Raw genomic sequence first — 23,686 nt, forward strand, 5'->3', positions numbered from 1 at the left:
TTTTAAAAGTGAATTTGTGGTAGAATTAAAGCATGATGCCGAGAAATCAGAGATTGTCAGATGAAGAACTAAGAAAATTAATCGAAATTTATAAGCAAACGAAGAATTCCGTTGAAGCTAGAACAAGAATTCACTGTGTTATTCTTTGGGGCAAAGGCTATGAATGGGAAACTATAAAAGACGTACTAATGATATCTGACGGCATGATACAAGAAGTTATTGAAAAATACAAGATATTCGGTGCCGATGTTTTGATAGAAAATCATTACGAAGGACATAACAACAAAATGACCAAAGAAGAAGAGAAAGCAGTTATAGCATTTGTAAGGACTCATTTTGTTTCGAACACGAGAGTAGTCATAAACTGGATAAAAGGGCATTTTGGAAAAGTGTATACCGAACAAGGGATGCAGGAGTTTTTGAATACGCATGGATTTGTGTATAAGAAGCCAAAGGGCGTACCTGGGAAACATCCAAGCGTGGAAGTACAAAAAGTAATCATAAACGAATTAACCGCTAGGATTGAGGAATGCTCTGGTGATGAAGAAAAGCAGATATTTTTTGTTGATGGCTCTGGATTCGACCATAACGTCAAGATTGGATACGGCTGGATTGAAAAAGGCAAAGAACAATTTATTAAGACGAACACAGACAGAGAAAAGATAAACGTTAATGGAGCCTACAATCCTGTGAATCAAAAAGTAATTTGCATAGAGCATGAAGAAAGGGTCTTTCAATAGTTTTGTGTAAACTCCATTTTTATCAGTATTCACAAGTATTTAGACACTCTTTCTCCAAAATGTACTTTCAATTGTTGTAAAATCTGATTCCAGTCTTTCATCTTCATTACCCATTTTTTCTTTATTTCAACTACTGCCAAATAAAGTAATTTGAATATCGCTGTGTCGTTCGGTAAAACATCTCTGTTTTTCGTTTCCTCCTTTTTTGACTGTATCAACTTTGAATTATATTAGCGATTATATATCTTCTTTGTATATGCCCCAGAACTTTTCTCTTTTGTTTTTCATTTCCTTTTTAATGTACATAGCCTTGTCCGCATGGCGCAAAAGCGCATCGAATGAATTGTCATCCTTTGGGTACAGAGTAAACCCTGCACTTACTTTTATGTATATATCTTCATCTCCCGCTTTGAACGGCTGTGCAAGGGATCTTTCAAAGCGGCTCATAAGAGCATCTATGTCTTCTTCCGAGTTTACGAGGATAACCATTACAAATTCATCTCCGCCTATTCGTCCTATTAAATCTTCTCCTCTTAGCAAAGATTCTATACGTCCTCCGAACTCTATTAAAAGGGCATCGCCTGCTGAATGGCCATATATATCATTTACAAGTTTAAAATCGTCTATGTCCATTATTCCAAAGGCCATGTATTTCTTCTCTCTTTTAGATCTCGCGATGACGTTGTCCACTCTTTCCATTATCCCGATGCGATTGAGAAGACCTGTTAGCGGATCGTGTGTGGCAAGGTACTGGCTCTCGAATAGTTGAGATATTAATTTTGCTCTTGCCTCCATGTTTTCGAGCGCATTCCCTAAAAGTCTTGCAAAGATCTCGGCAAGTGCTTTTACGTCATCTGTGAAGAAATCTTCCTCTTTTGAAAAAACGCTAAGAATTCCAAAGATCTTCTCATTTTGAAAGATTGGAATCGAGATACCACTCTTCCATTCATTCGCCTTATAGACTTTTTCCATCCATACCTTTTCGTATTCGGTAATTTCAAAAGTCGAAATATCCTGAGGCGATCCCACGTAAATTTTCTGGCTTTTGAAGGCTATCTCGGAAACAAGCAGTGCACGAATGTTATTCGGCATTTCATTCTGTACCTTCAAAACTGTTTGCTTGCCATTGCCAGAAAGAAATTTGTACCTTAAGACTTTTTTATCATTTGGAATGGCTATGCCCGCGAAGTCAAAAAGACCTGTCTCTGTTATTCTGTCACAGACACTTTGCAAAAACGCGTTTTCATCTTTGGCATTAAGTATTTCTTTCTCTACCAAAATCACGCTATCGTACATTTTCTTTAAAATTTCAAATCTTTTTTTCTGCTCTGTGAGTTCTTCGATTTGAAATCTCTGTTCATTTACAAGGGACTGAATTTCTTGTTCGTACTGGATAGACTTCCTGTAAAAGATGTATATTATTCCCGCCACAAAAAGCCATATCACGATAAGATAGATCAAGTCCCTGTACCACAAAATCATTATGGCATTCGAAGATATTACAGCAACGCTAAATCCCTCTATACCCGAGACAGGTTCTATCCACAAATACATTCCGTCTATCTTTGAATATCCAAAATTTCTTCCTATCTTCAATTTAGTATTATTCACAGATGACCATAACAATTTTCCATCTAATCTAAAGAGATACAAAGATACATCTGAATGTTTTGTGCTCTGAGCCCATTTCTCAAATAATGCCTTTATATCTACATTCATTACAAGAATTGCGACAATTTTCCCATCTTCTTTGATTCTGTATCCAACAGGCAAAAGCCTTGTGTCTGTCGATATTGTTCCAATCCCAAGGTCTTTTTGTCCAAAATAGAGATCTGAAAGTTCTATTTTTGAAGCATTCGGACTTGATCCTATCAATGAACCTGCGGGGCTTAAGACTTCAACGCTTTTTATCTGTGAGGCAAGATGTACAGTGTAATTTGAAAGGACATAATCTAAATTAGGCCTGTCATGGATCAAATCAGGATTTTGAAGGATCATGTTGTTGAAGGCCACTCCAGCAGTCACGTAATATCCCATGAATTCGTCTGTAACTATGGACAAAAGCATGGATTGATCTTCTATCTTCTCTTTTGCATTCTCTTCAATCGAGTAATATGCGATGTAAGCAATTCCAGATATTATCGCGGATATAATTACAAGTTCTAATATGAGCCGTATTTTCGGTTGATTAATCATTTTCAGGAGTATCGAAAGTCCATCCGCTATCAAAGACTCTATTGCACGCTTTAACTACATCCTCATCGTAGAGAATTCCAATATTGTCATTTATCTCTTCCAATGCCGCCTCAATTCCGAGCGCTGCCCTGTAAGGCCTGTGGGATGACATCGCCTCGACAACGTCTGCAACGGCAAGTATCTTTCCACCTATTGCCATTTTATCTCCCTTGATCTCAAGAGGATATCCGCTTCCATTTATCCTTTCGTGGTGCTGGCGCACCATTGTGGCGACGGTTTCAAAATCTTTTATGCGTCTTAATATCTTGTACCCTTCTTCGACATGGTCCTTTATGAGTTCGAATTCCGTCTTTTTCAGTTTGGATGGTTTTGTAAGGATATCGAGAGGAATGCTTATCTTTCCTATGTCATGAAGAAGGCCCGCGATCTCTATCTCTTTTATCTCCTCATCTTTTAGTCCCATCTCTTTTCCAATTCTAACTGCTAACATGCTCACCCGTCTTTGATGGCCTGCCGTGTAGGGATCTTTTACCTCGACCATGTCTGACAGGGCAATGACAAGTGAATCGACAAGGGAGTTTATCTTTAACTCCATACCCTTTATTCCAGACAGATCCGTCGCGATGGCAACGTAAGATGGATTGACGGGATCATCGTTGTAGAAGACCGAGATCATCACCGGGTAAGTTGTGCCATCCTTTCTTTTGTGAATCGTCTCAAACTGGACGTATTCTTTCTCGTGGCGTCTTAAAGGCTCAAGCATTTCTTTGATCTCATCGAAAGTAAGATCAGTCTTTACATCTGAGGCCTTGATTTCTTTTATCTCGTTGAATGTATAACCGAGTCTTCTTAAAGTGATTGGATTTACGAGTTTGTATTTCAGAGTGTCTGGATCTACAATGTGAATTTCTTCAGAAAGATTTTGGACTATTCTTCCAAATGTCAAAGCGTCCGATCGATTCAGTATTCTCTCTATTCCAACTCCAAGATCTCCTGCAAGTTCTTCCAAAAGAGAGACTTGCTCGGGATCGTCAAAGATTTCTTCCCTCCCACAGACAAATAATGTACCATAGGCCTTTTTTATGCATGCAGGCTTTGAATCGGGATGAACGGGACATTTGTAATCAATGACTTGAAATTCATCTGTGCACTTTTCTAATTCTCCCGATTTTATACATTCTTTTATAACGGGACAGCAATCTCCCGCACAGTAAATCTTACCCTCGGAATAGATTGCAACTCCATGGTAGAATCTCGCACTCTCTAAATCCTTGCAGAAGCCTTCGAGGAGGTTATCCAAATTGTCCTCTTTTGCAATTCTTTGATTTGCCATTCTTATGCTTTTAAGAATCTCATTAAGTTTTTCTATCCTCTTTTTTGATCTCATCGCGGTTATGCCGTAGGCCAAATCTCCGGCAAGTTCTTCAAAAAGTCTTTTTTCGATATCTGTGAATATGCCGGGAATCTTTGAATAGACTCCAATTGTTCCTATTATCTTTTCATCCACTTTAATCGCTACGGCCATATTTGCCTTGAGACCCGTTTCATTTATTATATCTCTGTACACATCGTAATCCTTCTCATAGGTGACATCATTGTAAATGTGTGTCTGGCCATCTTTGAGTGCCCTGCCGGATGCACCGGACGAATATTGTGGATTATCTGGCTCAATTTTTATTTTGTCTGCGTATTGCTTAAGAACCCCGCTTGAAATTTCTAAGTTAAGTCTGTCGCCTTTGAGAAGTCCTACGAAGGCAGAATCGAATCCCCCTATGTTTACTATCGCGTCGCATATCTGTCGGGCAAGTGTATTTTCATCCTCCGCTCTAAGCAATATTTGATTGCACTCGCTAAGCATTCTGAAATATCTTTCAAGATTGGCCATTTGATTCTGCCCTCCTCGGATTGTATAATAGTTCAAATTTAAAAATGAAGTCTTACCCGCTTATGATCTGAAAAGCAGTACCTATGAAAGTTTTTAATTCCAATTTTATCAACTTGTCTTTTACGTCTTCTTCAAAGAATTCCTTTATCTTCGATTTGAATTTCCCTTTCTTTTCATAATAGGCCTGCAACGCATTTTTCGAATATTTCCATAGTCTTTCTGTCAGATTAATTGAAAGTGGGATAAAAATGATCCGCGCCGCCCACAAAAATTGATCCTCCGATTTAAATTGAATCCATTTCTTTCCTTCAACATTTGCACCCTCATTTTGCAAACTTTGCAACTTTCGATAGCCGAATTCTTTCGGTCAGATTTCCAAAGAACAGAAAACTCAAGAGTGTAACATTATGACCTTAAATTGTCGGATACTCTTAAATTCACTTAAGGAATTATATCCCTCAGAGTAAATTTTGTCAATTTGTTTAAGGTGATTCTTAACTTCATACATCCAGATTTCTCACAATATCATCCACCTCTTCCTGAACCAATTAAATGTTTTTTGGGACGACTAAAAAACTTATTAAGGCGTTCTTTTTTGCCAAATAATGGTAAATATGTTGTTTTTTATTATGAAAATCTATAATGATATTTGTATTCAATAAATGAATTCAATTTAGAGTAGATTTGCTTTTAATGAGCACGGTGGATCAAATTTTGTTTGACTTTTTACACATACAGAATCTTATGACAAAAATATATCCATGCATAGATAAAATCTTAAATCAGTGCGTGTTGACTTATATTCTTTTAAGTGATACACTCTAATACAGGAGTAATAAATATAGCTAGAAGAATGAACTCAATTTAGAGTAGGCTTACCTCAGAGCATAGTCTTTTAAAAGGAAGAAAATACAAAAGGCCTGTTACAGGATCAAAGGTGCATCATACAGAAGGATGTATTCGGAGATTGAAGTTGAAATTAGGTTTGAATACGTTCAAGGTCTTTGAAAAGCAAATTTTGGATTTAAATAAATACGTTTTGTGCCATGAGTTTCTCCTTTCAGCTTTTTAAAGAAACGTTAGATTCGAAAGTATAATGACTAATCGCTTTTGCAATAAATTTCAGATTAAATCTATCTTAAATGCAGATGTTTGGGAAATAGATTGCGTTTTTAAGATTAAACCATCAATGTTTTTAATCATCTTTGATCGACGGCAACAAAGAGACAATTCAGGTGTCTATTTCATCCAAAAGATGCCGGAACAATCTTTTGGGCATAAAACAGTTTTATCGCGGTATACGAATTTATGGCAATGCTTTGAATAGTCATTTTCGACGAATGACAGACGTTTTTTTGAAACTTTACAGAAGATATTGCTGTAAGGATAAATTAGTGAAATGAAAATTAAAGACTTTCATAGGTGCTGCTTGTTAAATCATAAGCAGGTAATATTTTTTTATTACCAAAATTTGGGAAAAATAGCTAATTTGTAGCACCTTTTTAAAAGATTGAGAATTTAAATAAAGTTGATCACCTAAAAAGTCAAGAGTGGAGGTTTAGAACATGGAAAAGACAACTTTCAAAAGTCGAGATGACTTCAAGATCGAAGAAGAAATTTTTCAGAGATCAGATCACGAAGTTATATTGATTCATGACAGCGCTTTCAACATAGAAAACTGGGAAGGATTTGCGATATATCTTGAAGATAGTAACTTTGAGACAACACTTTTCAATTTCAGCGATAAGGTAAAAAATAGATTATGATCATCTCCATTATAATTATTCTTTCTTTTATTTTAACCTTTTTCTTCACTTTGGGTGGATTGGGTAGTGCAATGGTACTTGTTCCGATTATATTCTACTTTGGATTTCCGCTTGAAGAAGCTAAACCTTTAGGTCTCTTTATAAGCGGAATAAGCCTAATAGCTGCAACCATTTTGAATATAAAAAACAAAAGAATTGATTTCAAAATGGGTATTCCAATTATAATTGCAACTCCTTTATTCGCATTTCTTGGTGCACTTTCGACAAAATTCATACCTGATAAAACAGTGCTCATCTTTTTCACAATATTTTTAATAATCGCGGCTTTGTTCTTGATTTTTTCTAAATCAAATAATAAAGAAGAAGATTCGTATAGGAAACAAATACATATTATCACTCTAATTATCATTGGAGCTCTTGTAGGGTTCATTTCTGGTTTGTTGGGCATTGGGGGTGGTATCTTATTTTCAATCATTTTCATGATACCCACATTTCGCACATCTTTGATCAGAAATAATATTTTTCATATTCAACTCCCAAAAGTCTTATCACTTTGATCTGCAAATCTTTTAAATTCGCTATCTGTGTGGTTGTTTGCCCATCTGTAACCACATTTACAACGGTTATGTTCATGAAGTTCTGACATATCCACCTGAATGTCGGCCTGTTTGTCGGCTTTTTCAACTGATTCGGAAATGTTTGCCCTGTCTCTTTCAATGTGCGCCTTATTTCCCATTCCGAAAGCGAGTACACCAATAACGTCAATACCATTATCATCACAAGTGCCTGAATCCGTCCGGGCTTTTTCAGATACACATCGCTTACTCCGAAACTTTTGTCTTTCAAAAACCTGAATCCTCTTTCGACCGTTGTCTGGTTTTTGTAATATTCGAGCACTTTTTCATCTTCAAGTTCAATGTCGTTCGTTGAAAGTATGAATCTTCCGAGTTTTGCTTTGGCCTTTTCAACCGCTTCTTCATTCAGACCTATCTCAGCATCTATTTCATACATTTCTATCGTCGGATCCCCATCTTTAGGCCTTCCTCTTTTCCCGTCAGTTCTGACTCTTACGCTCTTTATCTCAAACTTGTCGTATTTGAAAAGAGGATGAGCTTCCATCCATTGTCTGGACTTGTTTATTCCGTCTTCAGAACAAAAATACCGTTCTTTCGTCACAGTCTTTTTCAATGACTTTTCCGCTTCTGTCTTGCTTTTTTTCAAATGCCTGTCAAATGTTTTCAGTTCCTGTTCTTTAAGATATTTCGAATTCACCATTATCCATTTTTGTTTTATCCCGCCGTAATTGCTTATTTCGGAATACACTTCATATCCTTCAATTTTGGTCGGACGAAATTCAACTTCTTTATTTAGCATTTCTTCAGCCTCTTTTATCGTAGACGGCACATGGCTTATCCAGTATGTTGTTCTGAGTTCGCTAATGTTTTCCGCAGTGTAGAAAGCACTGTCTGCCACATGATAGACTTTCTTGTCTTTGTCAATGTTCTTCCTGATTGCTTTGACCATTTCTTTGATCGACTCTTTATCCGATTCGTTCCCGTTGTATGTTTTGGCAAACATCGGCATTCCATGCTGATTTACAACCATCCCTATCACGAATTGTTTCAAATCCTGTCTGTGATCTTTCGAATGACCGAAGGTGATCTTAAAACCATTCGTCCCGTCTTCCATCTCGTAATTGCCGCTTACACTCACGCTTGTGGTATCGGTGTGAACGAGGTGAACATCCATTTCAAGTTTGTTCAAAGCGTGCGCCGCTATCTCTTGAAATAATTCCGTTGGACCGTAATCATAAATCTTGTCAAGCACTCTGCCGAGAGCGTCATCGTTAAGATCTTCCGGTTTAGTTCCTTCGCCTAAAAGTTTCTCAACATCCCAGTTCTCAAAATAACTCCCTGCAAAGTACAATCTCCTGTCAACAAAACCAAGCCCGAGTATGATCATCGCTTTTATTATCGCAGACGTTGAAAGATTGAAGTTCCGGACTTTCGGTATTCTCTTTTCAATGACCTCTCCCATTTCAAATTTATCAAATGTCCCAGCCACAAGTCCATGGTGATCAAGTTGCTTTGTAGTGATTTCCATTTTTCTACCTCCGCTGTCTTTTTCAAATAGATCATAGCAGCAGAAAGGCATAAATCAATGGACTCTATCCGAAACGGTAAATAGTGGTATAATCTTTGTGATGTGCGTCAAGGTTACAGCAAATGCTTCTTTGGCTATTACTGACTCTAATCATTTCCCACTTTCAATTTTAAAACATGAGTTTCAAATAAATCCAAAAAACTGTTTTTTATCTGCGGAAAGTGGGATGATACTCGGATTTCATCCAAAAAAGGTTATTGCTTTAACACCCCTTATAGTTCTATTTTCATCATTTACCGGATTCGTCACATATGCACTCATGGGCTATATAAATTTAGATTTGATAATATTTGGAGGAATTGCATCTTTTGTAGGCGGTTATCTTGGTACTAAAGTTGCACATTTGAAACTTAATGTCATGGTGATTAAAAGAATAATAGCTGTATTCGTATTAATCTTAGTTGTTAAAATGATTATCCAGTTTCATTGATATCTTGTTGTTATAATCTATTGAGTTAATAGGAGTAAAAAATATGGAAAATACCGTAGAGTGGAAAGTGTTTTACGAGAAAATGAAACAGAAGGCACCTCTGACAATAGAATACCCGATTTGTGGAGGCGCCGAAGAATGCATAACTGCCTGTCCAATGGGAAGAGAGATTTGGGAAATGAAACCTATGAAAGTATCCTTTTTAGGAATTGGTAAACGGATTAGATTAAGGCCATTTATGATCCATCCAGAACTTTGCAAAAGATGCAATATTTGTATTGAAGCCTGCCCTACAGGAGCTCTAAAATTGAAAGAGAACCCTGTGAAAAGTAGATTTATAAGTATTTTATATAACAGTTTGAAAGTTCCTTTCAAAAAGAAATACAATTTAAAATTCATTACTACTGAAGAACATAAAAATGCATTTAAACACAATAACAGTAAGCAACTCAAATGAGAATATAATCCACATCCAAAATTATGGAAATACAATTATACTGAACCAGTTTTAAATTCCGAATCGTAGCAACGGCAAGTGCCCCACTCGGTGTCTGGCCTTCGTAGGCTGCGCCGGACTCGGAGGCATCCTTCCTTTCGCTTAAATTAAAGGGGCATTCGACTTTTAAAGTTGTTTAAGTATATTTACGGATAAACTCTTAATTTTTGGAGGTATACTCGAGGTATACTCATGGCCTCTTCCCTTCTCATAACATATCTTCCCTCGTGCTCACATTAAGTTGAGTCCTCATGAAGAGGACTCAAAGCCATTACAATGTCGTAGGCTTTTATGGATTCAAGTTCTTCGGAATTTTTCAACATTTCCAAACGTAAATGACACTTTGTTTTACCAGATATCACCAGTTCGCCTGGGATAAATCCTTTGCAACCTCTTCGTCTGTCAGCTGCAAATATTTCTGTGTCGTCGAAAGGCTCGCATGCCCTAACATCCTCCGGATGCTTTCAATATTCGTCCCGTTCTTCAAATACAAAGTCGCCGCCGTATGCCTTAATGTATGTGGATGTATCGGCTTTCTTATCCCCGCCTTTTTTGCAAGATCCTTTACAAGCAACTCAACACGCCTTCGGGATATATCAAAGATCCTATCCTCGAGCGGGATCCCGCGAATATATCCTTTCAAAAGCCTGACAAGTGACTTATCAACGATTGGAATTCTTCTGTCCCTCTTCCCCTTCGTATGCCTTACAATGATAAACGTTATCCCGTTATCCTCGACTACATCTCCTCCGGTTAATCCCAAAACCTCTCCAAGACGAAGACCTGCCCGCAACATTAGTTCAACAAGCAATCTATCTCTCCTGGAATTTCTCGTCCGAGATGCCTCCTCTAACAAAGCCTTTGCCTCGGGCTGGGTCAGTACAGACGGCAGTGGCTGGTTAACCCTTATGGGGGCGAGATTGAGAGGCTCCTCTTTGAACTTGTAGTAGTTTATCAAAGAGGCACGCTTCCTCATCAGGGTGGAATTGGTACAGCCTTTACGCTTGAGATCTTCTAAGAAACTTTCAGGATCAAGATCCGACTCTAAAAACTGCCGTATGTCGGACACAAATGCTTTAACTGAATTTTCTGCAAGCCCTCTTGAGACAAGATGGGATTCGAACGATTTTAAATCATACACTTTGGCCACAAGATCACCTTCGGTTTAAAATCCCGCCACGAGGGCGGGAAAACAAGGGGTATGGAGATGACTAAATTATACCACAAAGCAGGGCCCGAAGGCCCTGTAGTCTAAACAGACGGTTGTACACATCTATTTAGGCTAAAAAGAAAGGATGAGGAAGAACTACTCAATTATTAGACTTATCAGGGACGAAATACGTTCTGAAATTAATATACGCATAATATAGAGGGAGTGTGTGGATGGGTATATTATATGCGAAGTGTACGGGGGATAAAATACGCATAAGAAATCTTATGACAGTTATGACTGTTTACGACACAGACGAATCATCTTTTCACGATATGCCTGTATGCCCAATTTTCTCTCATCCTTTATTCCTACCTTCTTTTGAAAAGATAAAGCGGCCTTTAAGGCCGCTTCAGTATGTTTATATTTATTGGTTGCTTTATGGATATTTTATGTCCACAGTCCATGTGGTTGACGCTTTAGTAACATTGCCAACATTATCTGTTGCTACTATTGTTAATGTTATATCAGTCGAGCCCTTATTTACTATGCCCAAGCTTGTACTTGAAAGGACACTATAAAGTGGTGTTGATTTGGGAGTCGTTTCTTCCGTTACCAAGAATGATGTTGTAGTCCCTCCATAAGTTTTAATGTAAAATTTGGCTTCACCGTTGATCAAACCACTACCACCTTGGTTGTCGATAGCCGTATACGTTGCAACCAGAGTAGATCCATTAGTTGAATTCCACACCATACTTGCATAACTTGAAGGTGTTGCCGCTATTGAAACCGTTGGCGGAGTATTATCAAGCGTTGCTACGAATGTAAGTGTTGCCACATCGCTGTTACCAAAGGCATCTGTCGCGTAGACTGTGAGTTTAGTTACACCGTTTGAGAGACCTTGACTGAAAGTCACCTGATCGGAGTTATTACCCGTTGTAGTAACTGCGGCGCTGTTATAGGTAGCTTTAACTGTGACATGATACTTGCTGTTGTCGGTAACAGTCCCTTTGATAGTTGGCGCTGTCTTGTAGTAAACATAGTAAGTTGCTTTTCCAGAAGTGAAAGAATTGTACGGTAAAGTATTTGGACTTGTGGAAGGATAATACACTGTTCCACCTGTGAGGTTTACATTTATCGTCGGCGCCTGACCATCAACGTAGACTGGAGTGGATGCATTTTGAATATTGCCGGCATTGTCTTTGACTTTGGCGGTTATAAAAGTCGTCCCAGTGTAATTTGATTGAGTCTGAATATTAGTAAATGTAAATTTATAGCCGTTTGTGATAGATGTTATTGTTGGATTCGTCAATGTTTGATTATAATAAGTTGCAACAAGAGTAGAAGTGTTCACTCCACTTTGCAAATCTGTGGTTGTTATTGTCGCCGTAAATCCTTGACCTGATCCGACCGTCGCAGGTGCTGTTATTGTTATTGTCGGTGATGCCGTATCAACAACAAGTGTAAATGTCGCGATGTATGTTGATGTATGCCCAAATGCATCGGTTGCAAAGACTTTTATCGTGTATCTTTGAGAAGATGTGGCGTTGAATGTTGCTTCAGATGCATCAGAAGTTGTCGTGAATTTAAGCGCCGTTGATACGTTAGTGATTTCTGTCGCCTTTGCTGTAACTGGCATCTTTGAATTATCTGTAATTATTATACTTCCATTCACTGGTGGGACTTTTGTTGAATTGGTGTATATGGTTACAGATGAATTATTTGTCAGGGTGTAAGGTGATATAGTTTTACCTGTTCCACCTGTCAGAGTAACTTCAATCGTTGGAGTAGAATTATCAACGTATATCGGTGTTGAAGTACTAATTGTGTTTCCATACAGATCTGTTGCTGTTGCTTCAATTGTATTTGAACCGGCGCTAAGCGGTACTCGAGCAGTCCACACATTTGCAGATTGTCGGGTCGCAGGTTGATTCTTAATAACTACAGATTCAATTCTGTTTCCACCTTCTGTGTTTCCAACCGTCGCATATACGGTTATCGTTGCGTTTGTTGAAGTTTGGGTGGTCGATATTCCGATCGTGGCAGGCATTGTTATCTTTAAAGTAGGCTGGGCAATGTTTTGCGTTGCTATGAAAGTAATGCTTAGTGTATCGGTATTAGAGTACGCGTCTGTGGCTTTTAACGTCAAAACCGTGTTTCCGCTTGTGATCTTATTATTAAAAGTCACTTTGTCCGTGTTGTTGTTTGATATTGCAATTTTACTGCTGTTGTAAGTCGCGCTAACGCTTACGTGATACAAACTGTTATCCGTTACAGTTGCATATAAAGTAGGTGCCGTACTCCCGTAATAAATCTTTATATTTGTCGCGTATGTCGATACTGTATTGTAAGTCCATGAAAGTAGCGTACCTTGTGGTGAAAAGTAAGTACCTTCTAATTTTACGGTTATTGTTGGCGGTGTATTGTCTATATAAATCTTTCCTGAAGTGCCTGAGTAAGTATTATTCTCAGAATCTTTTACCGTTACCGTTGCGACATAAGAGTTGCTTGGAAGACTTGAAAGATTTCCATTGAAATTAAAAACAAGTGGAGAGGCGCTTAGGCTTATTGCACTGACAGATACATTTCCTATTGTTGCGGTTGCCGCTTTAAGTGTAGGCACATTGTGATATACAACCGCTGTTGCAACAAGTAATGATTTGCCACTTATTGTCGCCACTTTTGTCAATTGCACAGATGGAATATAAAGAGTAAGAGTAGTTCTTGTCGCTACAATATTCGACCATGTCTGTCCAGATGAGTTGTACGCGCTGACCATGAAGTAATAATTAACCGCAGGCCTTATGCTCGCATTGTAATAAGTCGCACTCCCCGGTAACGTCGCAATTTGAGTATATGCCTGCATTGGAGATGTGCTCTCCCATACGTGAAATCCACTTGCATTTTGAGCACTCTGCGTCCATGTCAAAACGGCAAGATACGGATTAGGTGTTGAGATTCTAAGCACGGGAGTCGCAGGCGGAAGAATTGAAAGATTTATCGTTCCGATATTATTCATACCCTTTGAAAGTGTTACAGAGGTTGAATATGAAGTTAAACCGCTTGCACTTATCGTAAGCGTGTAATTCCCAGTTTGCACTGCAGATATCATGAACTTCCCGTTCGGCTTTGTATACGTTTCTGCTACCACAGTAGATGAATTGCTCAAAGACACCACGGCCATTGGAACTGGCATCGAGTTATACATTACCTGCCCTATAACAGATGATCGTACATTCCCCATCACGCTGTGAATCACAGGTTTGAATAAGTATCCCTGTCCTGTCTGTTCTACAGATTGTGAAATGTCAAAGTCAAAATAAACTCCTCCTGATTCTAACGCATTTATGCTATTCATGTTCATGTATATCGTTGAACTTGGAATGTTCAAAGGATAAGAGTTGCCATTTATCACTATTGTCGCCGAAGATACCTCAAACCTTATCTGTGTGATTATCGCCGATGCCGGAAGAGTTATATTTGTGAATTTAGTCGAAGTCCCGACAAGAGTCGTTAGATCGCATGTCCCGCTTGCAGAAGACGTGTACCATTCGGATGTCCCTTCAAAGGTTGCATGAATTGAGAATCCAGTCAAGGTAACGTAGAGATGTTGAATCAAGGATGGCGATACAGGTTTGTCTCCTATGTATATTGGAAAAGATGTCGTAGGTACGTATGATTGTGTTACAGCGGTTACCGTGTTAGATGTCGCACGTCCGGATGGATTTATTCCAACTATGAAATAACTGTATGAGGTTGAAGGCTTAAGACCTGTTATCGTATAAAAGGTTGCATTCCCGCTTAACGTCGCGAGTAATGCGGACGGTGGATTGTAAATGTATATCACCGAGGCATTCTGTGTTTGAAATCCCAAAGTTATCGTATCTGTCGACACAGATGTTACTCCAAAACTCTTTATAACGGGCAGGACAGGAATTACCGGTGTATAAGAAAGCGTTGTCGCAGTTACCGTGTTAGACGTCGCGCGTCCGGATGGATTTATCGCTACGACAAAGAATTTATATACCGTCGATGGAGTCAAATTATTCACCATGTAAGATGTAGATGATCCGGACAGAATTGCGTATTGATTGAATACCGTAGATGTGGATCCGTAAAGCGTTACCATGGACGCACCTATTGATTGAGTCCATCCTAACGCAACTGAACTGGTAGAAACGCCTGTAATACTTAAAAATGGTTTGGATGGTGCAGGTGCTTTAACGGTTGTAAATGACCATGTATCGCTTGTCGCAGTTTGATCGTTTGCCATAGATACAACCTTCCAGTAATAAGTCGTGCTATAACTTAAGTTGTTAACTACAAAAGAGGTCTGTCCGGTAGTGGCTATATACGCAGTGTTTGATGCGCTTTTGCCTAAGAAGACTTCATATGTTGTCTGAGACACATTCGAAGGTTTCCATGTCAAAGTTGCCGTTGTCGATACATTTGTGGCGCCATTGGTTGGAGAAAGAAGTTGTGGCTTGATAAGCGCAGGCTTTGTCAATAGAAAACACCCCGACAGCACGAGAACTATAAGAATAACTGAGAAAATAAAAGTTAAGTACTTGTACCTATTCATTTAATTCCCCCTTTCAAAGGAAATATTAAGAAATAAAAATATTATGCCATTTGTAGAAATTTATTCCTGATATTTAACTGACTTTATAATCATTTCCTATGTCCCTATCATTACCAAATACCTACCGTTCTCAAGATTTATCCCTATTAACTGGCAGATTATATCGTAAGATGGCATGAATTTTATCAAAGATTATCCTTATGTGTTTCCATTCCAGCGCATCCCAGTATACCTAATTTCATATTTACAATTTGATTCTACCACGATGTAAAAATCCTTTTGTTACAAATAATGGCATTGGCTCAAAATTACCTTCACAAAATCACCGTAAAAAACCCACATTTCCAAACGTAAATGACAGTTTTAAAATTGAAAGTGGGATAAATGATCCGCGCCGCCCACAAAAATTGATCCTCCGATTTAAATTGAATCCATTTCTTTCCTTCAACATTTACTCTCTCATTTTGCAAGTTTCGCAACTTTCGATAGCCCAATTCTTGTGGACGATCGAATTAACGGGGTATATTTTACACCCATTTTTTTACTCAGTTCTTTTATCTGTTTCAATTCATCTTCGTCCATTCTTATAGATACAGTTGTCTTAGGACGCTTTCTTACAAGCACTTTGACTTCTTCTAAGTCGTCAAAAACATCCTCCAATGAATGTGTATCCCAGAATATTCTTTCTTCTTCTAAATTTTTAAATTTTGGTATTTCATCTTTATAAGCCTTTTTCACCTTGCACCTCTCTTTTTGTAAAGTCTGATATCTTTGTCTGTCATATCACGTGCAGTTATTATTTTGACTTGATTTTTAACAGGTTTTGTAATGACGACAAACAATAATCTATTTGTTAAAGTTCTACAAAGCACGTACATTCTGTCTTTACCATCTCTGTTTGATACCATAAACAAAGGTTTATCGTCGAAAATGTCTTCTTCAACTTCTTCTGGCATGACATCATGCTTTGCAATGTGTTCTATTGAGCCTTTTGTCCATAAATATATTCTACCAAGACATATCACCAGTTCTATTGGAACACGAAAAGTAATAAAAGTCGTTAAGTGGAAAATGCTCGAATTTAACACAAAGCTTAAGCTAATTTGGGAAAGATCTCGAAAATAATGGATCAATTTTGATGAGCGCGATGGATCAATTTCTGATTTACTTTATACAGTTAACTCGACTTGCATAATTTGATATAAGATTTTATTCAAAACGGTAAAATTGCACAAATGAATAAAGAACTTTCTTTCTCATAAGTTCTTGTAAGCTGAACCTCTTGGTAAGACTCGAACAACATAAAGCACTTTTTTTTCGAGCTTAAAAATAACTCTGTAATTGCTTACTCTCAAACGATAAAATTCAACACCTTTTAGTTTTTTAACATCCCCAACGCTTTCATTATCAAGGCGTTCGAGAACATCCATAATGTGTTTCTGCAATTTAGAAGACAATTTTGAAAGATCCTTTACGGCTTGTCTATCAAATTCTATCATCAAATGTTCAACTCTTTTTTGGCCTCTTCAAGGGAAATACTTTCAACTTTTCTTAGAGCTTTACGGCTTTCATATTCTTCAATGACTTTTATCTCATCCAATTCGGGTTCTACTTCGGGAACGCTTTCGAGGAAATCTAAAAGGTTTTTAAAGTGAGAAACCTTTTTCAAGTAGTCTTCTACGGCTGCCCGTATGATAACGCTTTTTGAAACTCTGAGCCTGTGAGCTTGTGTATTTAACTCTTCAAGGAGTTCATTATCTATCTTCACGCTTATAGTTTTCATAATCCACCTCCTTTTTGGGTGTTACTATGTATTAATTTTATTATATACTCGTGTAGAATAGAAGGTGTTCAAAAATGTATCTCACATGAATTTTTCCTAATTTTGGCAAGCCTCCTAATCATGAGATTTATCACCGATATCATTATCATCGTTTCACTACTTAAAGTAAGATATTCATAGTCTTTGCTTAAACGCCTGTATTTATCCATCCATGCAAAAGATCTTTCAACTACTCATCTTCGTGGCAAAACCTTAAAACTTTTATCTATCTCGGGCGGTTCTTCGTCTACGTATATGGGAGCATCAAATGATAAAATTTTTGGGATTTGAATGTGAAAAATATTATTTTTGATCAAAGATGTGCGAAATATGGGTAATCAAGCCCCCATATTTTAATATTCAAACCCAAAAAATAAGCTGGTCACAATTCTATTGTGAATGTAACCAGCATTAAATGTCAAAAAATTCTAAGGGTTCTTCGCATCTATACGGATTAAAACAACATCCTACTTAGAAAGAGTATAAAAATTGACAACTCCTGCTTCCATGGCATTCCAATACCAACCTTTAACCCATGTTCTTTCAACAAAATATTCATCCGGTTGATTTGTCCAAATGTACAAGGCATTTTCATGATCCAGTTGTGATAACTGCTTTGCTATTTCAATACGCTGCTCTGTATTTACCGTATTTATTAAAGCATTTACAAGGGGATCCATTGTTTTTTGCGCGAAGGATATATAATTCTGTCCCAACGCTCCACTATAAGCACCATTTGAAGCATAATAAGCATCTGCAAAATCGTAAGGATCGGGGAAATCAGCTGCCCATGCGGCAGGGTACATTGGTAGTTTCCCACTTAATGCATCATTTAGAAAATTAGACCATAATTCAGAAACAATGTTTATTTGAAACTTTGGGTTAATTTGCCTTGCATAATTGCTTAATGCTTGAAGTGCAAGTAAATCTGTTGTATTTCCGGTATTGCAAACAGCGGTGAACTTGAATCCCTTTTGCCAAAGTTCTCCATTGTAAGCTTCCTTAAAATATTCTGTCGCTTTAGCAAGATTCTGTTCGTACATCGGAAGGTTAGGATCATATCCAAGCAATCCCTGAATTATAGCACTGTTTGGCTGAAGTGCCATTCCATTAAAAGCTTGTTGTATATATTGCTTATACGGGAAGAGATATTCAAATGCTTTTCTAACATCCAAATTAGAAAAGAAATCTGGAGGTATTCCGTTTCCGTCAAGTTTGCCCGAACCTATAAATGGATTACCTTGAGAAGATATATTCCACTCAAATGCGATACCATCAACATTAAGTGTTGGCAGTCCTGTTATCACTCTTATATTCGGGTTATTCTCAACTTCTGATAAATTTTCAACTGGTACGTAAATTATATCAGCCTGTCCAGATTCAAGATCAAGTAATCTTGTAGTGAATTCATTAACATATTTTATGACGACATTCTTTATTTTAGCTGGACCATCCCAATATTTGTCAAATCTTTTGAAGGCGATTTCTCTTCCAGGTACTATATAATTCAATTCATAAGGCCCTGTTCCATTTTCTTTCATAAAGATGGGATCTTCACTTTCAGTTGGATTATGATAATACCACCAGTTATTCGGGTCACCATTCCATGCGCCTTGATCAGCACACCATTTTTGATCAAAAATAGTCGAGTTTTGACTTGCTAAAATGTAGAGAAACGGAGGATATGGTTGAGGAAGGTGTATTATGACATCATTTCCTTTGATCTCAAAATCTTTTGCGAGTAGATTAAATGCGTTGATGAGAGCCTGCTTGTATTTGTCATTCAATGGATTCTTCGTCCCAGTTGCAAATATTCCCAAAGAACTTAAACTGGTATAATTAAGAGGATCTTTAAGTCCTAACTCATAAGCAACAACTTGGACTATCGTACTGACGTACTGACCATCAATCTTAGGCAAAAGAGGAGTTGCAATCAACCAAGAAGGACCTCCAGCTCGATCAAATATAACTCTTCTTTCAAGAGAATAAACTACATCTTGTGGGGTCATAATGTCTCCATTATGGAAATAAACACCTTGTCTGATATGAAAAACATAGGTCGTACCGTTGTCTAAGATCGTTCCATCTTTAACTGATGGTACATTTGTTGAAAGCATTGGTGCTAATTTAACAGTTGATGTCCCGTCGTATTGAACAAGATCATTATAAAGCTGAAAAATAGCTTCTCCAGAAGCTGTATCATAGGACCAAACAGGATCTAAAGTAACAAGAGGGCCTATTTCCTCCTCAACGATTGTATCCGGATTAACAACTGACTCCGCGAGAGTCATAAAGGCAACGACAAGTAACAAGATCATAAGAATAACAAGACTTTTTTTCATATTTTCCCTTCTCCTTTCTTTTCATTTAGAGAAATTAAAGCAAATTACTCAAATAAATCAAAAATTTAAATTTTTAATTTTCTACCTATTTCTTTAAAACTTTTTCAACGTATTTCACCCTTCCATGTGCCGACGCACCCAACGCTACGACAAATGCGTCTCCGAGTGTTGACAATTCAACCTTTACCTCATGATCGTAGAAAAGATATTTCTTTATGGTACTTCTAACCGAGTTCAAGAAGGTATTTCCGAGATAGGTTGCCTTTCCTCCCAAAAAGATCGTAGATATGCCTGTAAGATGAATCATAGAAACTATTACCGCACCAACCTCTTCTCCGATCTCTTGCAAAAATTCAATCACTTTTTTGTCTTTGTTTTTTTCGGCCTTCTTCAAACTCTCAAAATCTGGTATCCCAAACATCCTTGTCCTTTCAAGAATGGCATCGGCACCGTAAAGATCTTCAAGATATTTGAACGTACCATTGTCCTTTACAAGAAAATGTCCCATTTCGCCTGCGTAACCGTATTCTCCATGATGTATTTCTCCATTTAAAATGATCCCGGATCCAATTCCTTCTTCCATATGGATGGATATAAATGAGTTTAAATTCTTACCTTTACCGTAGTATTTTTCGGCGATCGCAGCGACATCGGCGTCATTTTCTATCCATGCGTTAACCTTGTATCTGTCTGAAAAGATCTTTGCAAGAGGTACATTTTCAAATTCCAAAAATTTTGCCGGTTTGAGGATAATTCCGTTTTTAGAGTCAAGGGTTCCGGGTGCTCCAAAGGCTATGGCATCTATCTTATCTCGATTGCCGGCAATTAAATCATCTGTCACTTCAAAGATCGAATTAATTATGGAATTGTAATCAAAGGATTTGTAATATTTTGATTTTCTTCTCAAAATTTTTCCATCTGCATCGACAATGCATCCTTCGACCTGTTTTCTTAGAATTCCTATTCCGGCAACGTGAAAGGCATCTGGCACTATTTCAAGCAAGGTCTGAGGCTTTCCTATCCGGGAATCATGGGTTTTTTCCTTTTCTCTTATGAATCCCAAATCGATAAAATTCTTTGTGATTTCTCCGACAGTGGTTTTTGTGAGATCCAATTCATTTGCTATTTCAACTCTTGAAGCATTTTTAACCATAAGCGTTTCAAAAATTCTCAAAGAATTTCTTAAACCGACTGAACTTATGGCATTCATATTGTACTCCTTAGTAAGTAAGGTTTACTTTATTATCTACTTCATAGCATCACAATGCAACATCAGAAAACGTTAATATTCAAAGTTTATATTCAATTTAAAATTGATTACAGGTATTTAAACGATTATATCTCACATAATCGGTTATTATCTTCAAATATTGATATTTTTCTTTTGCATCAATGAATGTATAAAGTCAAGCAAAAATTGATCCACTGTGCCCATTAAAAGTGATCCACCTCAGTTATTTCTTTGATCCTTGCATCCTTCTGTAACTTTCTCCGTTCATATTCAAGATAATCGCATTGTGTGTTATCCTGTCCAGCAGAGCCATTGTCAGAGCCGTATCATGAAAGGTCTTTATCCAATCCGAAAAGATAAGATTCGTTGTTATGACCGTGCTTTTCTTTTCGTATCTCATTGCTATGTATTGAAATAACAGTTCAGATCCTTCCGTATCGAATGAAATGTATCCCAGCTCGTCGAGAATCACCATATCGTATTTCTCAAATATCCTCGCATATTTCGTAAGTTGTCTTTCATCTTTTGCCTCTTTCAATTCGTTAACCAGTTTCGCCGCCGTTTTGAATGACACGTTATATCCCTTTTCGCATGCCTCAATTCCTATCGCGGTTGCAAATGGAGAGTATAAACTAATTTGTTTAAACCTCGTTCTTACGAGAACCTTATTTTTATTTACAACTGACAATAATATTATCGAATTTAACACAAGGTTTTTAAGTTACTTTTCTTGACGATAATATCCAATAAAATCCAAATATTCGCGGGGACTAAAAGATTTCACATATGGTTTTGATAAAGTCAAAACTTCCCTGTCTCCAGAGATAAGAATACCATTTTCCTCATATGCGAGAGAAATGAAAGCATCATCTGATGGATCTTCACTAAAGCCATAGAGCCTTTTTGGATCTTCAAAATTCACAATTGATTCGTAAAACTCAAAAAATCCTCTTAAATATATAATCGCTTTGGGACTAAGAATGGTTTCTTCTTTCTCGAGAAAGCCATTTAATTCTTTAATTTGTATCTTGGGGGATACTATTTTAAGATCTGCAGCATAAAGTATAACTTGAGTACATGTATCTGATCCTATGCCCGCAGATATGACAACGTTGGAATCAATTATTATCTCTTGCACTTTGTCTTATCTCTCTTACGATTTTAATCACTTCATCTTCACTTATTTGTCCTTTGACAGCGTTTTGAGCCTTTTGAATGTAGTATTCGAGCAACTCTTTCTTTGAAATAGGTTTTATAAGAGCAACTGGGGTATTTCTTCTCAATACTATAATTTCTTCGTTGTTTTTAATAACCTGGCTGAATTTATTTCTTACGTCTCTAACATTCACTTCTTTCATTTTTATTCACCTCCCGTCATGAAACATATTATCATATTATTGTATCACATATGTACCCCAAATTGTGACTTCCATATTTTTAAATTCTTTCGAGTCTTTCGGCGCTTTATATTTTATATAGTTTAACATTATAATATTTATATAGTAAGATAGTAAGATTAGATACTATTAATATGTTTAAAAATTTTACTATCTAAATATTTTACTGTTTAAATTGCTTGACAATTAAACATTATAAAGTTATAATTATAAAAAGGAGAATGATATTATGATAAAAATAGGAATAATAAATCAAAAGGGAGGAGTTGGAAAGACAACTATAGCCTTCCATTTAGCATATCTTTTCTCTAGAGCAAATAAAAAAATACTGCTTATAGATGTAGATCCACAAGGAAATTTGACAAGTTGTTTTAAAGAGGCATTACCAAAGGAAAATCACATAAAACTTATTTACGAGGGCCAAATTCCTCGACCATTAGAAGTGGATAAAAATATATTTCTTATAGGAGCAGATATTACATTATCAAAATATGAGGCTGATGCGAAACTTGCTAATTTCTTCAAGATGAAAAATTTGCTTGACAATTTAAGTGGAGACATTGCAATAATAGATGGACCACCTTCTTTAGGCCTGTTTACATCAAATATTTTACTTGCATCTGAATATGTAATCATTCCGACTGATATGTCAAAATTTGCTTTGCTGGGATTAAGAGACTTGTTGGATTCCATAGAAAATGTGAAAACTAATACAAATAAAGATCTAAACGTTTTGGGAATTATATTGTCCTCTGTTCAAGAAAGGTTAAATTATCATAAAGAGATTATTAATGACGTGGTTCGAGAGTACAAAGAATTAATGTTTAAGACTATTCTTCCTGAATCTGTAAAAGTTAAAGAATCTATAAGCAAGGGAAGGCCTGTTTTCGATATTTATCCTGATGCAAAAATTTCGAAGGCTTATTTAGAACTTTTCGAAGAGATAGAGGTGAGGCTGAATGGAAAAAGATAATTTCTTGAGTAAACTTAAAAGTGCAAAAACTCAAAAGAAAATGATGACTATTTATTTGGATAAAGATATAGCTAAGAAATTAAAGATTTTTGCTGCTGAGCAAGACAAGACTATGTCTGAGATAGTTGAAGAGGCTTTGAAAGAGAAACTACAGGCAGTGTGATTAAACATCGTTTAATAAGAAACTCTTTTCTGAATGCTGATTTTTATCTGTATTCTTTTTTTTGAATTCTTACACACCCTCCATTTTTCCTTTTTAGTGTGTTTTAAATGTTTTAAAGTGTTTTAAAACGTTTTCCGCAACCTAAAAATAAGAATGGCTCTGGGTTTGATGATCCTTTAAGCGAGTTTTTGTTAGGTAAAAGCGAGTTTTTGTTAGGTAAAAGCGAGTTTTTGTTAGGTAAAAGCGAGTTTTTGTTAGGTAAAAGCGAGTTTTTGTTAGGTAAAAGCGAGTTTTATATTTGCCGCTCTCGCTTTTGTGTTATAATTTTTATGAGAAAGGAGGATTTTATA

General features: G+C 36.9%; 22 protein-coding genes and 2 pseudogenes. 7 read left to right on the forward strand and 17 right to left on the reverse strand.

Going from position 1 to position 23,686, the window contains the following annotated elements; all coding sequences use genetic code 11:
• The first annotated feature begins 53 nt into the window (after positions 1 to 53).
• Positions 54 to 740 (forward strand): winged helix-turn-helix domain-containing protein, encoded by a 687-nt coding sequence (locus tag ATHSA_RS09750; RefSeq protein WP_161849023.1) that lies wholly within the window; start codon positions 54 to 56, stop codon positions 738 to 740.
• 29 nt (positions 741 to 769) lie between these two features.
• Here the strand turns inward: ATHSA_RS09750 and ATHSA_RS10235 are convergent.
• The 4 genes and pseudogenes from ATHSA_RS10235 to ATHSA_RS09765 form a co-directional block, all read right to left on the reverse strand.
• A pseudogene (locus tag ATHSA_RS10235) lies at positions 770 to 943 on the reverse strand (IS256 family transposase); the annotation flags it as partial.
• Positions 944 to 977: 34 nt separating this feature from the next.
• The gene (locus ATHSA_RS09755) at positions 978 to 2,936 is read right to left on the reverse strand and encodes a sensor domain-containing diguanylate cyclase (RefSeq protein ID WP_161849024.1); all 1,959 of its coding nucleotides are present in this window, start codon (positions 2,934 to 2,936) and stop codon (positions 978 to 980) included.
• The gene (locus ATHSA_RS09760; RefSeq protein WP_161849025.1) at positions 2,929 to 4,821 is read right to left on the reverse strand and encodes an HD domain-containing phosphohydrolase; all 1,893 of its coding nucleotides are present in this window, start codon (positions 4,819 to 4,821) and stop codon (positions 2,929 to 2,931) included. Before ATHSA_RS09760 ends, ATHSA_RS09755 begins: the two co-directional genes overlap by 8 nt.
• Positions 4,822 to 4,873: 52 nt before the next feature.
• Complete coding sequence (locus ATHSA_RS09765; protein ID WP_232060160.1) at positions 4,874 to 5,164, reverse strand: hypothetical protein; 291 nt, start codon at positions 5,162 to 5,164, stop codon at positions 4,874 to 4,876.
• Between the two features lie 1,222 nt (positions 5,165 to 6,386).
• Between ATHSA_RS09765 and ATHSA_RS09770 the strand changes: the two genes are divergently transcribed.
• Positions 6,387 to 6,587, forward strand: coding sequence for a hypothetical protein (locus tag ATHSA_RS09770; protein WP_161849027.1), 201 nt, complete (start codon positions 6,387 to 6,389; stop codon positions 6,585 to 6,587).
• 71 nt (positions 6,588 to 6,658) lie between these two features.
• Positions 6,659 to 7,144, forward strand: a complete 486-nt coding sequence (locus ATHSA_RS10305) for a sulfite exporter TauE/SafE family protein (RefSeq protein ID WP_408626231.1) — start codon at positions 6,659 to 6,661, stop codon at positions 7,142 to 7,144.
• Here the strand turns inward: ATHSA_RS10305 and ATHSA_RS09780 are convergent.
• Positions 7,095 to 8,741, reverse strand: a complete 1,647-nt coding sequence (locus ATHSA_RS09780) for an IS1634 family transposase (protein WP_232060051.1) — start codon at positions 8,739 to 8,741, stop codon at positions 7,095 to 7,097. The genes ATHSA_RS10305 and ATHSA_RS09780 overlap by 50 nt on opposite strands.
• Positions 8,742 to 8,790: 49 nt before the next feature.
• Between ATHSA_RS09780 and ATHSA_RS09785 the strand changes: the two genes are divergently transcribed.
• Positions 8,791 to 9,180, forward strand: coding sequence for a sulfite exporter TauE/SafE family protein (locus tag ATHSA_RS09785; protein ID WP_161849029.1), 390 nt, complete (start codon positions 8,791 to 8,793; stop codon positions 9,178 to 9,180).
• Positions 9,181 to 9,223: 43 nt separating this feature from the next.
• Positions 9,224 to 9,637, forward strand: a complete 414-nt coding sequence (locus ATHSA_RS09790; protein ID WP_161849030.1) for a 4Fe-4S dicluster domain-containing protein — start codon at positions 9,224 to 9,226, stop codon at positions 9,635 to 9,637.
• A gap of 397 nt (positions 9,638 to 10,034) precedes the next feature.
• On the opposite strand, the gene ATHSA_RS09795 is transcribed toward ATHSA_RS09790, so the two are convergent.
• The 12 genes and pseudogenes from ATHSA_RS09795 to ATHSA_RS09850 all read right to left on the reverse strand — a co-directional run bounded on the left by ATHSA_RS09795 (position 10,035) and on the right by ATHSA_RS09850 (position 22,161).
• Positions 10,035 to 10,826: a tyrosine-type recombinase/integrase gene (locus ATHSA_RS09795; RefSeq protein ID WP_161849031.1), complete on the reverse strand. Its 792-nt coding sequence runs from the start codon at positions 10,824 to 10,826 to the stop codon at positions 10,035 to 10,037.
• A 439-nt stretch (positions 10,827 to 11,265) separates the two neighbouring features.
• A complete protein-coding gene (locus tag ATHSA_RS09800) occupies positions 11,266 to 15,408 on the reverse strand; it encodes a beta strand repeat-containing protein (protein WP_161849032.1) in 4,143 nt (1,380 codons plus the stop codon).
• Between the two features lie 459 nt (positions 15,409 to 15,867).
• On the reverse strand, positions 15,868 to 16,146 hold the full coding sequence (locus ATHSA_RS09805; protein ID WP_161848420.1) for a CopG family antitoxin: 279 nt from the start codon (positions 16,144 to 16,146) through the stop codon (positions 15,868 to 15,870).
• Positions 16,143 to 16,496 carry a BrnT family toxin gene (locus ATHSA_RS09810; RefSeq protein ID WP_332066446.1) on the reverse strand — a complete coding sequence of 118 codons (354 nt, stop codon included), beginning with the start codon at positions 16,494 to 16,496 and terminating at the stop codon, positions 16,143 to 16,145. The genes ATHSA_RS09805 and ATHSA_RS09810 overlap by 4 nt, the downstream gene beginning before the upstream one ends.
• Positions 16,497 to 16,664: 168 nt before the next feature.
• A complete protein-coding gene (locus tag ATHSA_RS09815; protein ID WP_161848422.1) occupies positions 16,665 to 16,907 on the reverse strand; it encodes a type II toxin-antitoxin system RelE family toxin in 243 nt (80 codons plus the stop codon).
• A complete protein-coding gene (locus tag ATHSA_RS09820) occupies positions 16,907 to 17,191 on the reverse strand; it encodes a ribbon-helix-helix protein, CopG family (protein ID WP_161848423.1) in 285 nt (94 codons plus the stop codon). Before ATHSA_RS09820 ends, ATHSA_RS09815 begins: the two co-directional genes overlap by 1 nt.
• A 68-nt stretch (positions 17,192 to 17,259) precedes the next feature.
• Positions 17,260 to 17,454, reverse strand: a pseudogene (locus tag ATHSA_RS09825) (transposase); the annotation flags it as partial.
• A gap of 243 nt (positions 17,455 to 17,697) precedes the next feature.
• The gene (locus ATHSA_RS09830) at positions 17,698 to 19,572 is read right to left on the reverse strand and encodes an ABC transporter substrate-binding protein (RefSeq protein ID WP_161849034.1); all 1,875 of its coding nucleotides are present in this window, start codon (positions 19,570 to 19,572) and stop codon (positions 17,698 to 17,700) included.
• Between the two features lie 85 nt (positions 19,573 to 19,657).
• Positions 19,658 to 20,782 (reverse strand): ROK family protein, encoded by a 1,125-nt coding sequence (locus ATHSA_RS09835; RefSeq protein WP_161849035.1) that lies wholly within the window; start codon positions 20,780 to 20,782, stop codon positions 19,658 to 19,660.
• 244 nt (positions 20,783 to 21,026) lie between these two features.
• A complete protein-coding gene (locus ATHSA_RS09840) occupies positions 21,027 to 21,491 on the reverse strand; it encodes an ATP-binding protein (RefSeq protein WP_269473947.1) in 465 nt (154 codons plus the stop codon).
• Positions 21,492 to 21,524: 33 nt separating this feature from the next.
• Positions 21,525 to 21,941 carry a PIN domain-containing protein gene (locus tag ATHSA_RS09845; RefSeq protein WP_161849037.1) on the reverse strand — a complete coding sequence of 139 codons (417 nt, stop codon included), beginning with the start codon at positions 21,939 to 21,941 and terminating at the stop codon, positions 21,525 to 21,527.
• Positions 21,922 to 22,161, reverse strand: a complete 240-nt coding sequence (locus ATHSA_RS09850; RefSeq protein WP_161849038.1) for a type II toxin-antitoxin system Phd/YefM family antitoxin — start codon at positions 22,159 to 22,161, stop codon at positions 21,922 to 21,924. The genes ATHSA_RS09845 and ATHSA_RS09850 overlap by 20 nt, the downstream gene beginning before the upstream one ends.
• A 268-nt stretch (positions 22,162 to 22,429) precedes the next feature.
• On the opposite strand from ATHSA_RS09850, the gene ATHSA_RS09855 reads away from it, so the two are divergent.
• Both ATHSA_RS09855 and ATHSA_RS09860 read left to right on the forward strand, forming a co-directional pair.
• On the forward strand, positions 22,430 to 23,173 hold the full coding sequence (locus tag ATHSA_RS09855; protein WP_161849039.1) for a ParA family protein: 744 nt from the start codon (positions 22,430 to 22,432) through the stop codon (positions 23,171 to 23,173).
• A complete protein-coding gene (locus ATHSA_RS09860) occupies positions 23,160 to 23,336 on the forward strand; it encodes a ribbon-helix-helix domain-containing protein (protein ID WP_161849040.1) in 177 nt (58 codons plus the stop codon). Before ATHSA_RS09855 ends, ATHSA_RS09860 begins: the two co-directional genes overlap by 14 nt.
• Positions 23,337 to 23,686: the final 350 nt, after the last annotated feature.

Origin of the sequence: Athalassotoga saccharophila, from assembly GCF_009936215.1 — a bacterium.
Taxonomy (GTDB): Bacteria; Thermotogota; Thermotogae; order Mesoaciditogales; family Mesoaciditogaceae; genus Athalassotoga; species Athalassotoga saccharophila.

Bases quoted from the DNA above. Each gene is read 5' to 3' on its own strand.
- ATHSA_RS09755 (WP_161849024.1), bottom strand. From the start codon at position 2,936: ATGATTAATCAACCGAAAATACGGCTCATATTAGAACTTGTAATTATA.
- ATHSA_RS09760 (WP_161849025.1), bottom strand. From the start codon at position 4,821: ATGGCCAATCTTGAAAGATATTTCAGAATGCTTAGCGAGTGCAATCAA.
- ATHSA_RS09770 (WP_161849027.1), top strand. From the start codon at position 6,387: ATGGAAAAGACAACTTTCAAAAGTCGAGATGACTTCAAGATCGAAGAA.
- ATHSA_RS10305 (WP_408626231.1), top strand. From the start codon at position 6,659: ATGGTACTTGTTCCGATTATATTCTACTTTGGATTTCCGCTTGAAGAA.
- ATHSA_RS09780 (WP_232060051.1), bottom strand. From the start codon at position 8,741: ATGCCTTTCTGCTGCTATGATCTATTTGAAAAAGACAGCGGAGGTAGA.
- ATHSA_RS09785 (WP_161849029.1), top strand. From the start codon at position 8,791: ATGTGCGTCAAGGTTACAGCAAATGCTTCTTTGGCTATTACTGACTCT.
- ATHSA_RS09790 (WP_161849030.1), top strand. From the start codon at position 9,224: ATGGAAAATACCGTAGAGTGGAAAGTGTTTTACGAGAAAATGAAACAG.
- ATHSA_RS09800 (WP_161849032.1), bottom strand. From the start codon at position 15,408: ATGAATAGGTACAAGTACTTAACTTTTATTTTCTCAGTTATTCTTATA.
- ATHSA_RS09815 (WP_161848422.1), bottom strand. From the start codon at position 16,907: ATGATAGAATTTGATAGACAAGCCGTAAAGGATCTTTCAAAATTGTCT.
- ATHSA_RS09820 (WP_161848423.1), bottom strand. From the start codon at position 17,191: ATGAAAACTATAAGCGTGAAGATAGATAATGAACTCCTTGAAGAGTTA.
- ATHSA_RS09830 (WP_161849034.1), bottom strand. From the start codon at position 19,572: ATGAAAAAAAGTCTTGTTATTCTTATGATCTTGTTACTTGTCGTTGCC.
- ATHSA_RS09835 (WP_161849035.1), bottom strand. From the start codon at position 20,782: ATGAATGCCATAAGTTCAGTCGGTTTAAGAAATTCTTTGAGAATTTTT.
- ATHSA_RS09850 (WP_161849038.1), bottom strand. From the start codon at position 22,161: ATGAAAGAAGTGAATGTTAGAGACGTAAGAAATAAATTCAGCCAGGTT.
- ATHSA_RS09855 (WP_161849039.1), top strand. From the start codon at position 22,430: ATGATAAAAATAGGAATAATAAATCAAAAGGGAGGAGTTGGAAAGACA.
- ATHSA_RS09860 (WP_161849040.1), top strand. From the start codon at position 23,160: ATGGAAAAAGATAATTTCTTGAGTAAACTTAAAAGTGCAAAAACTCAA.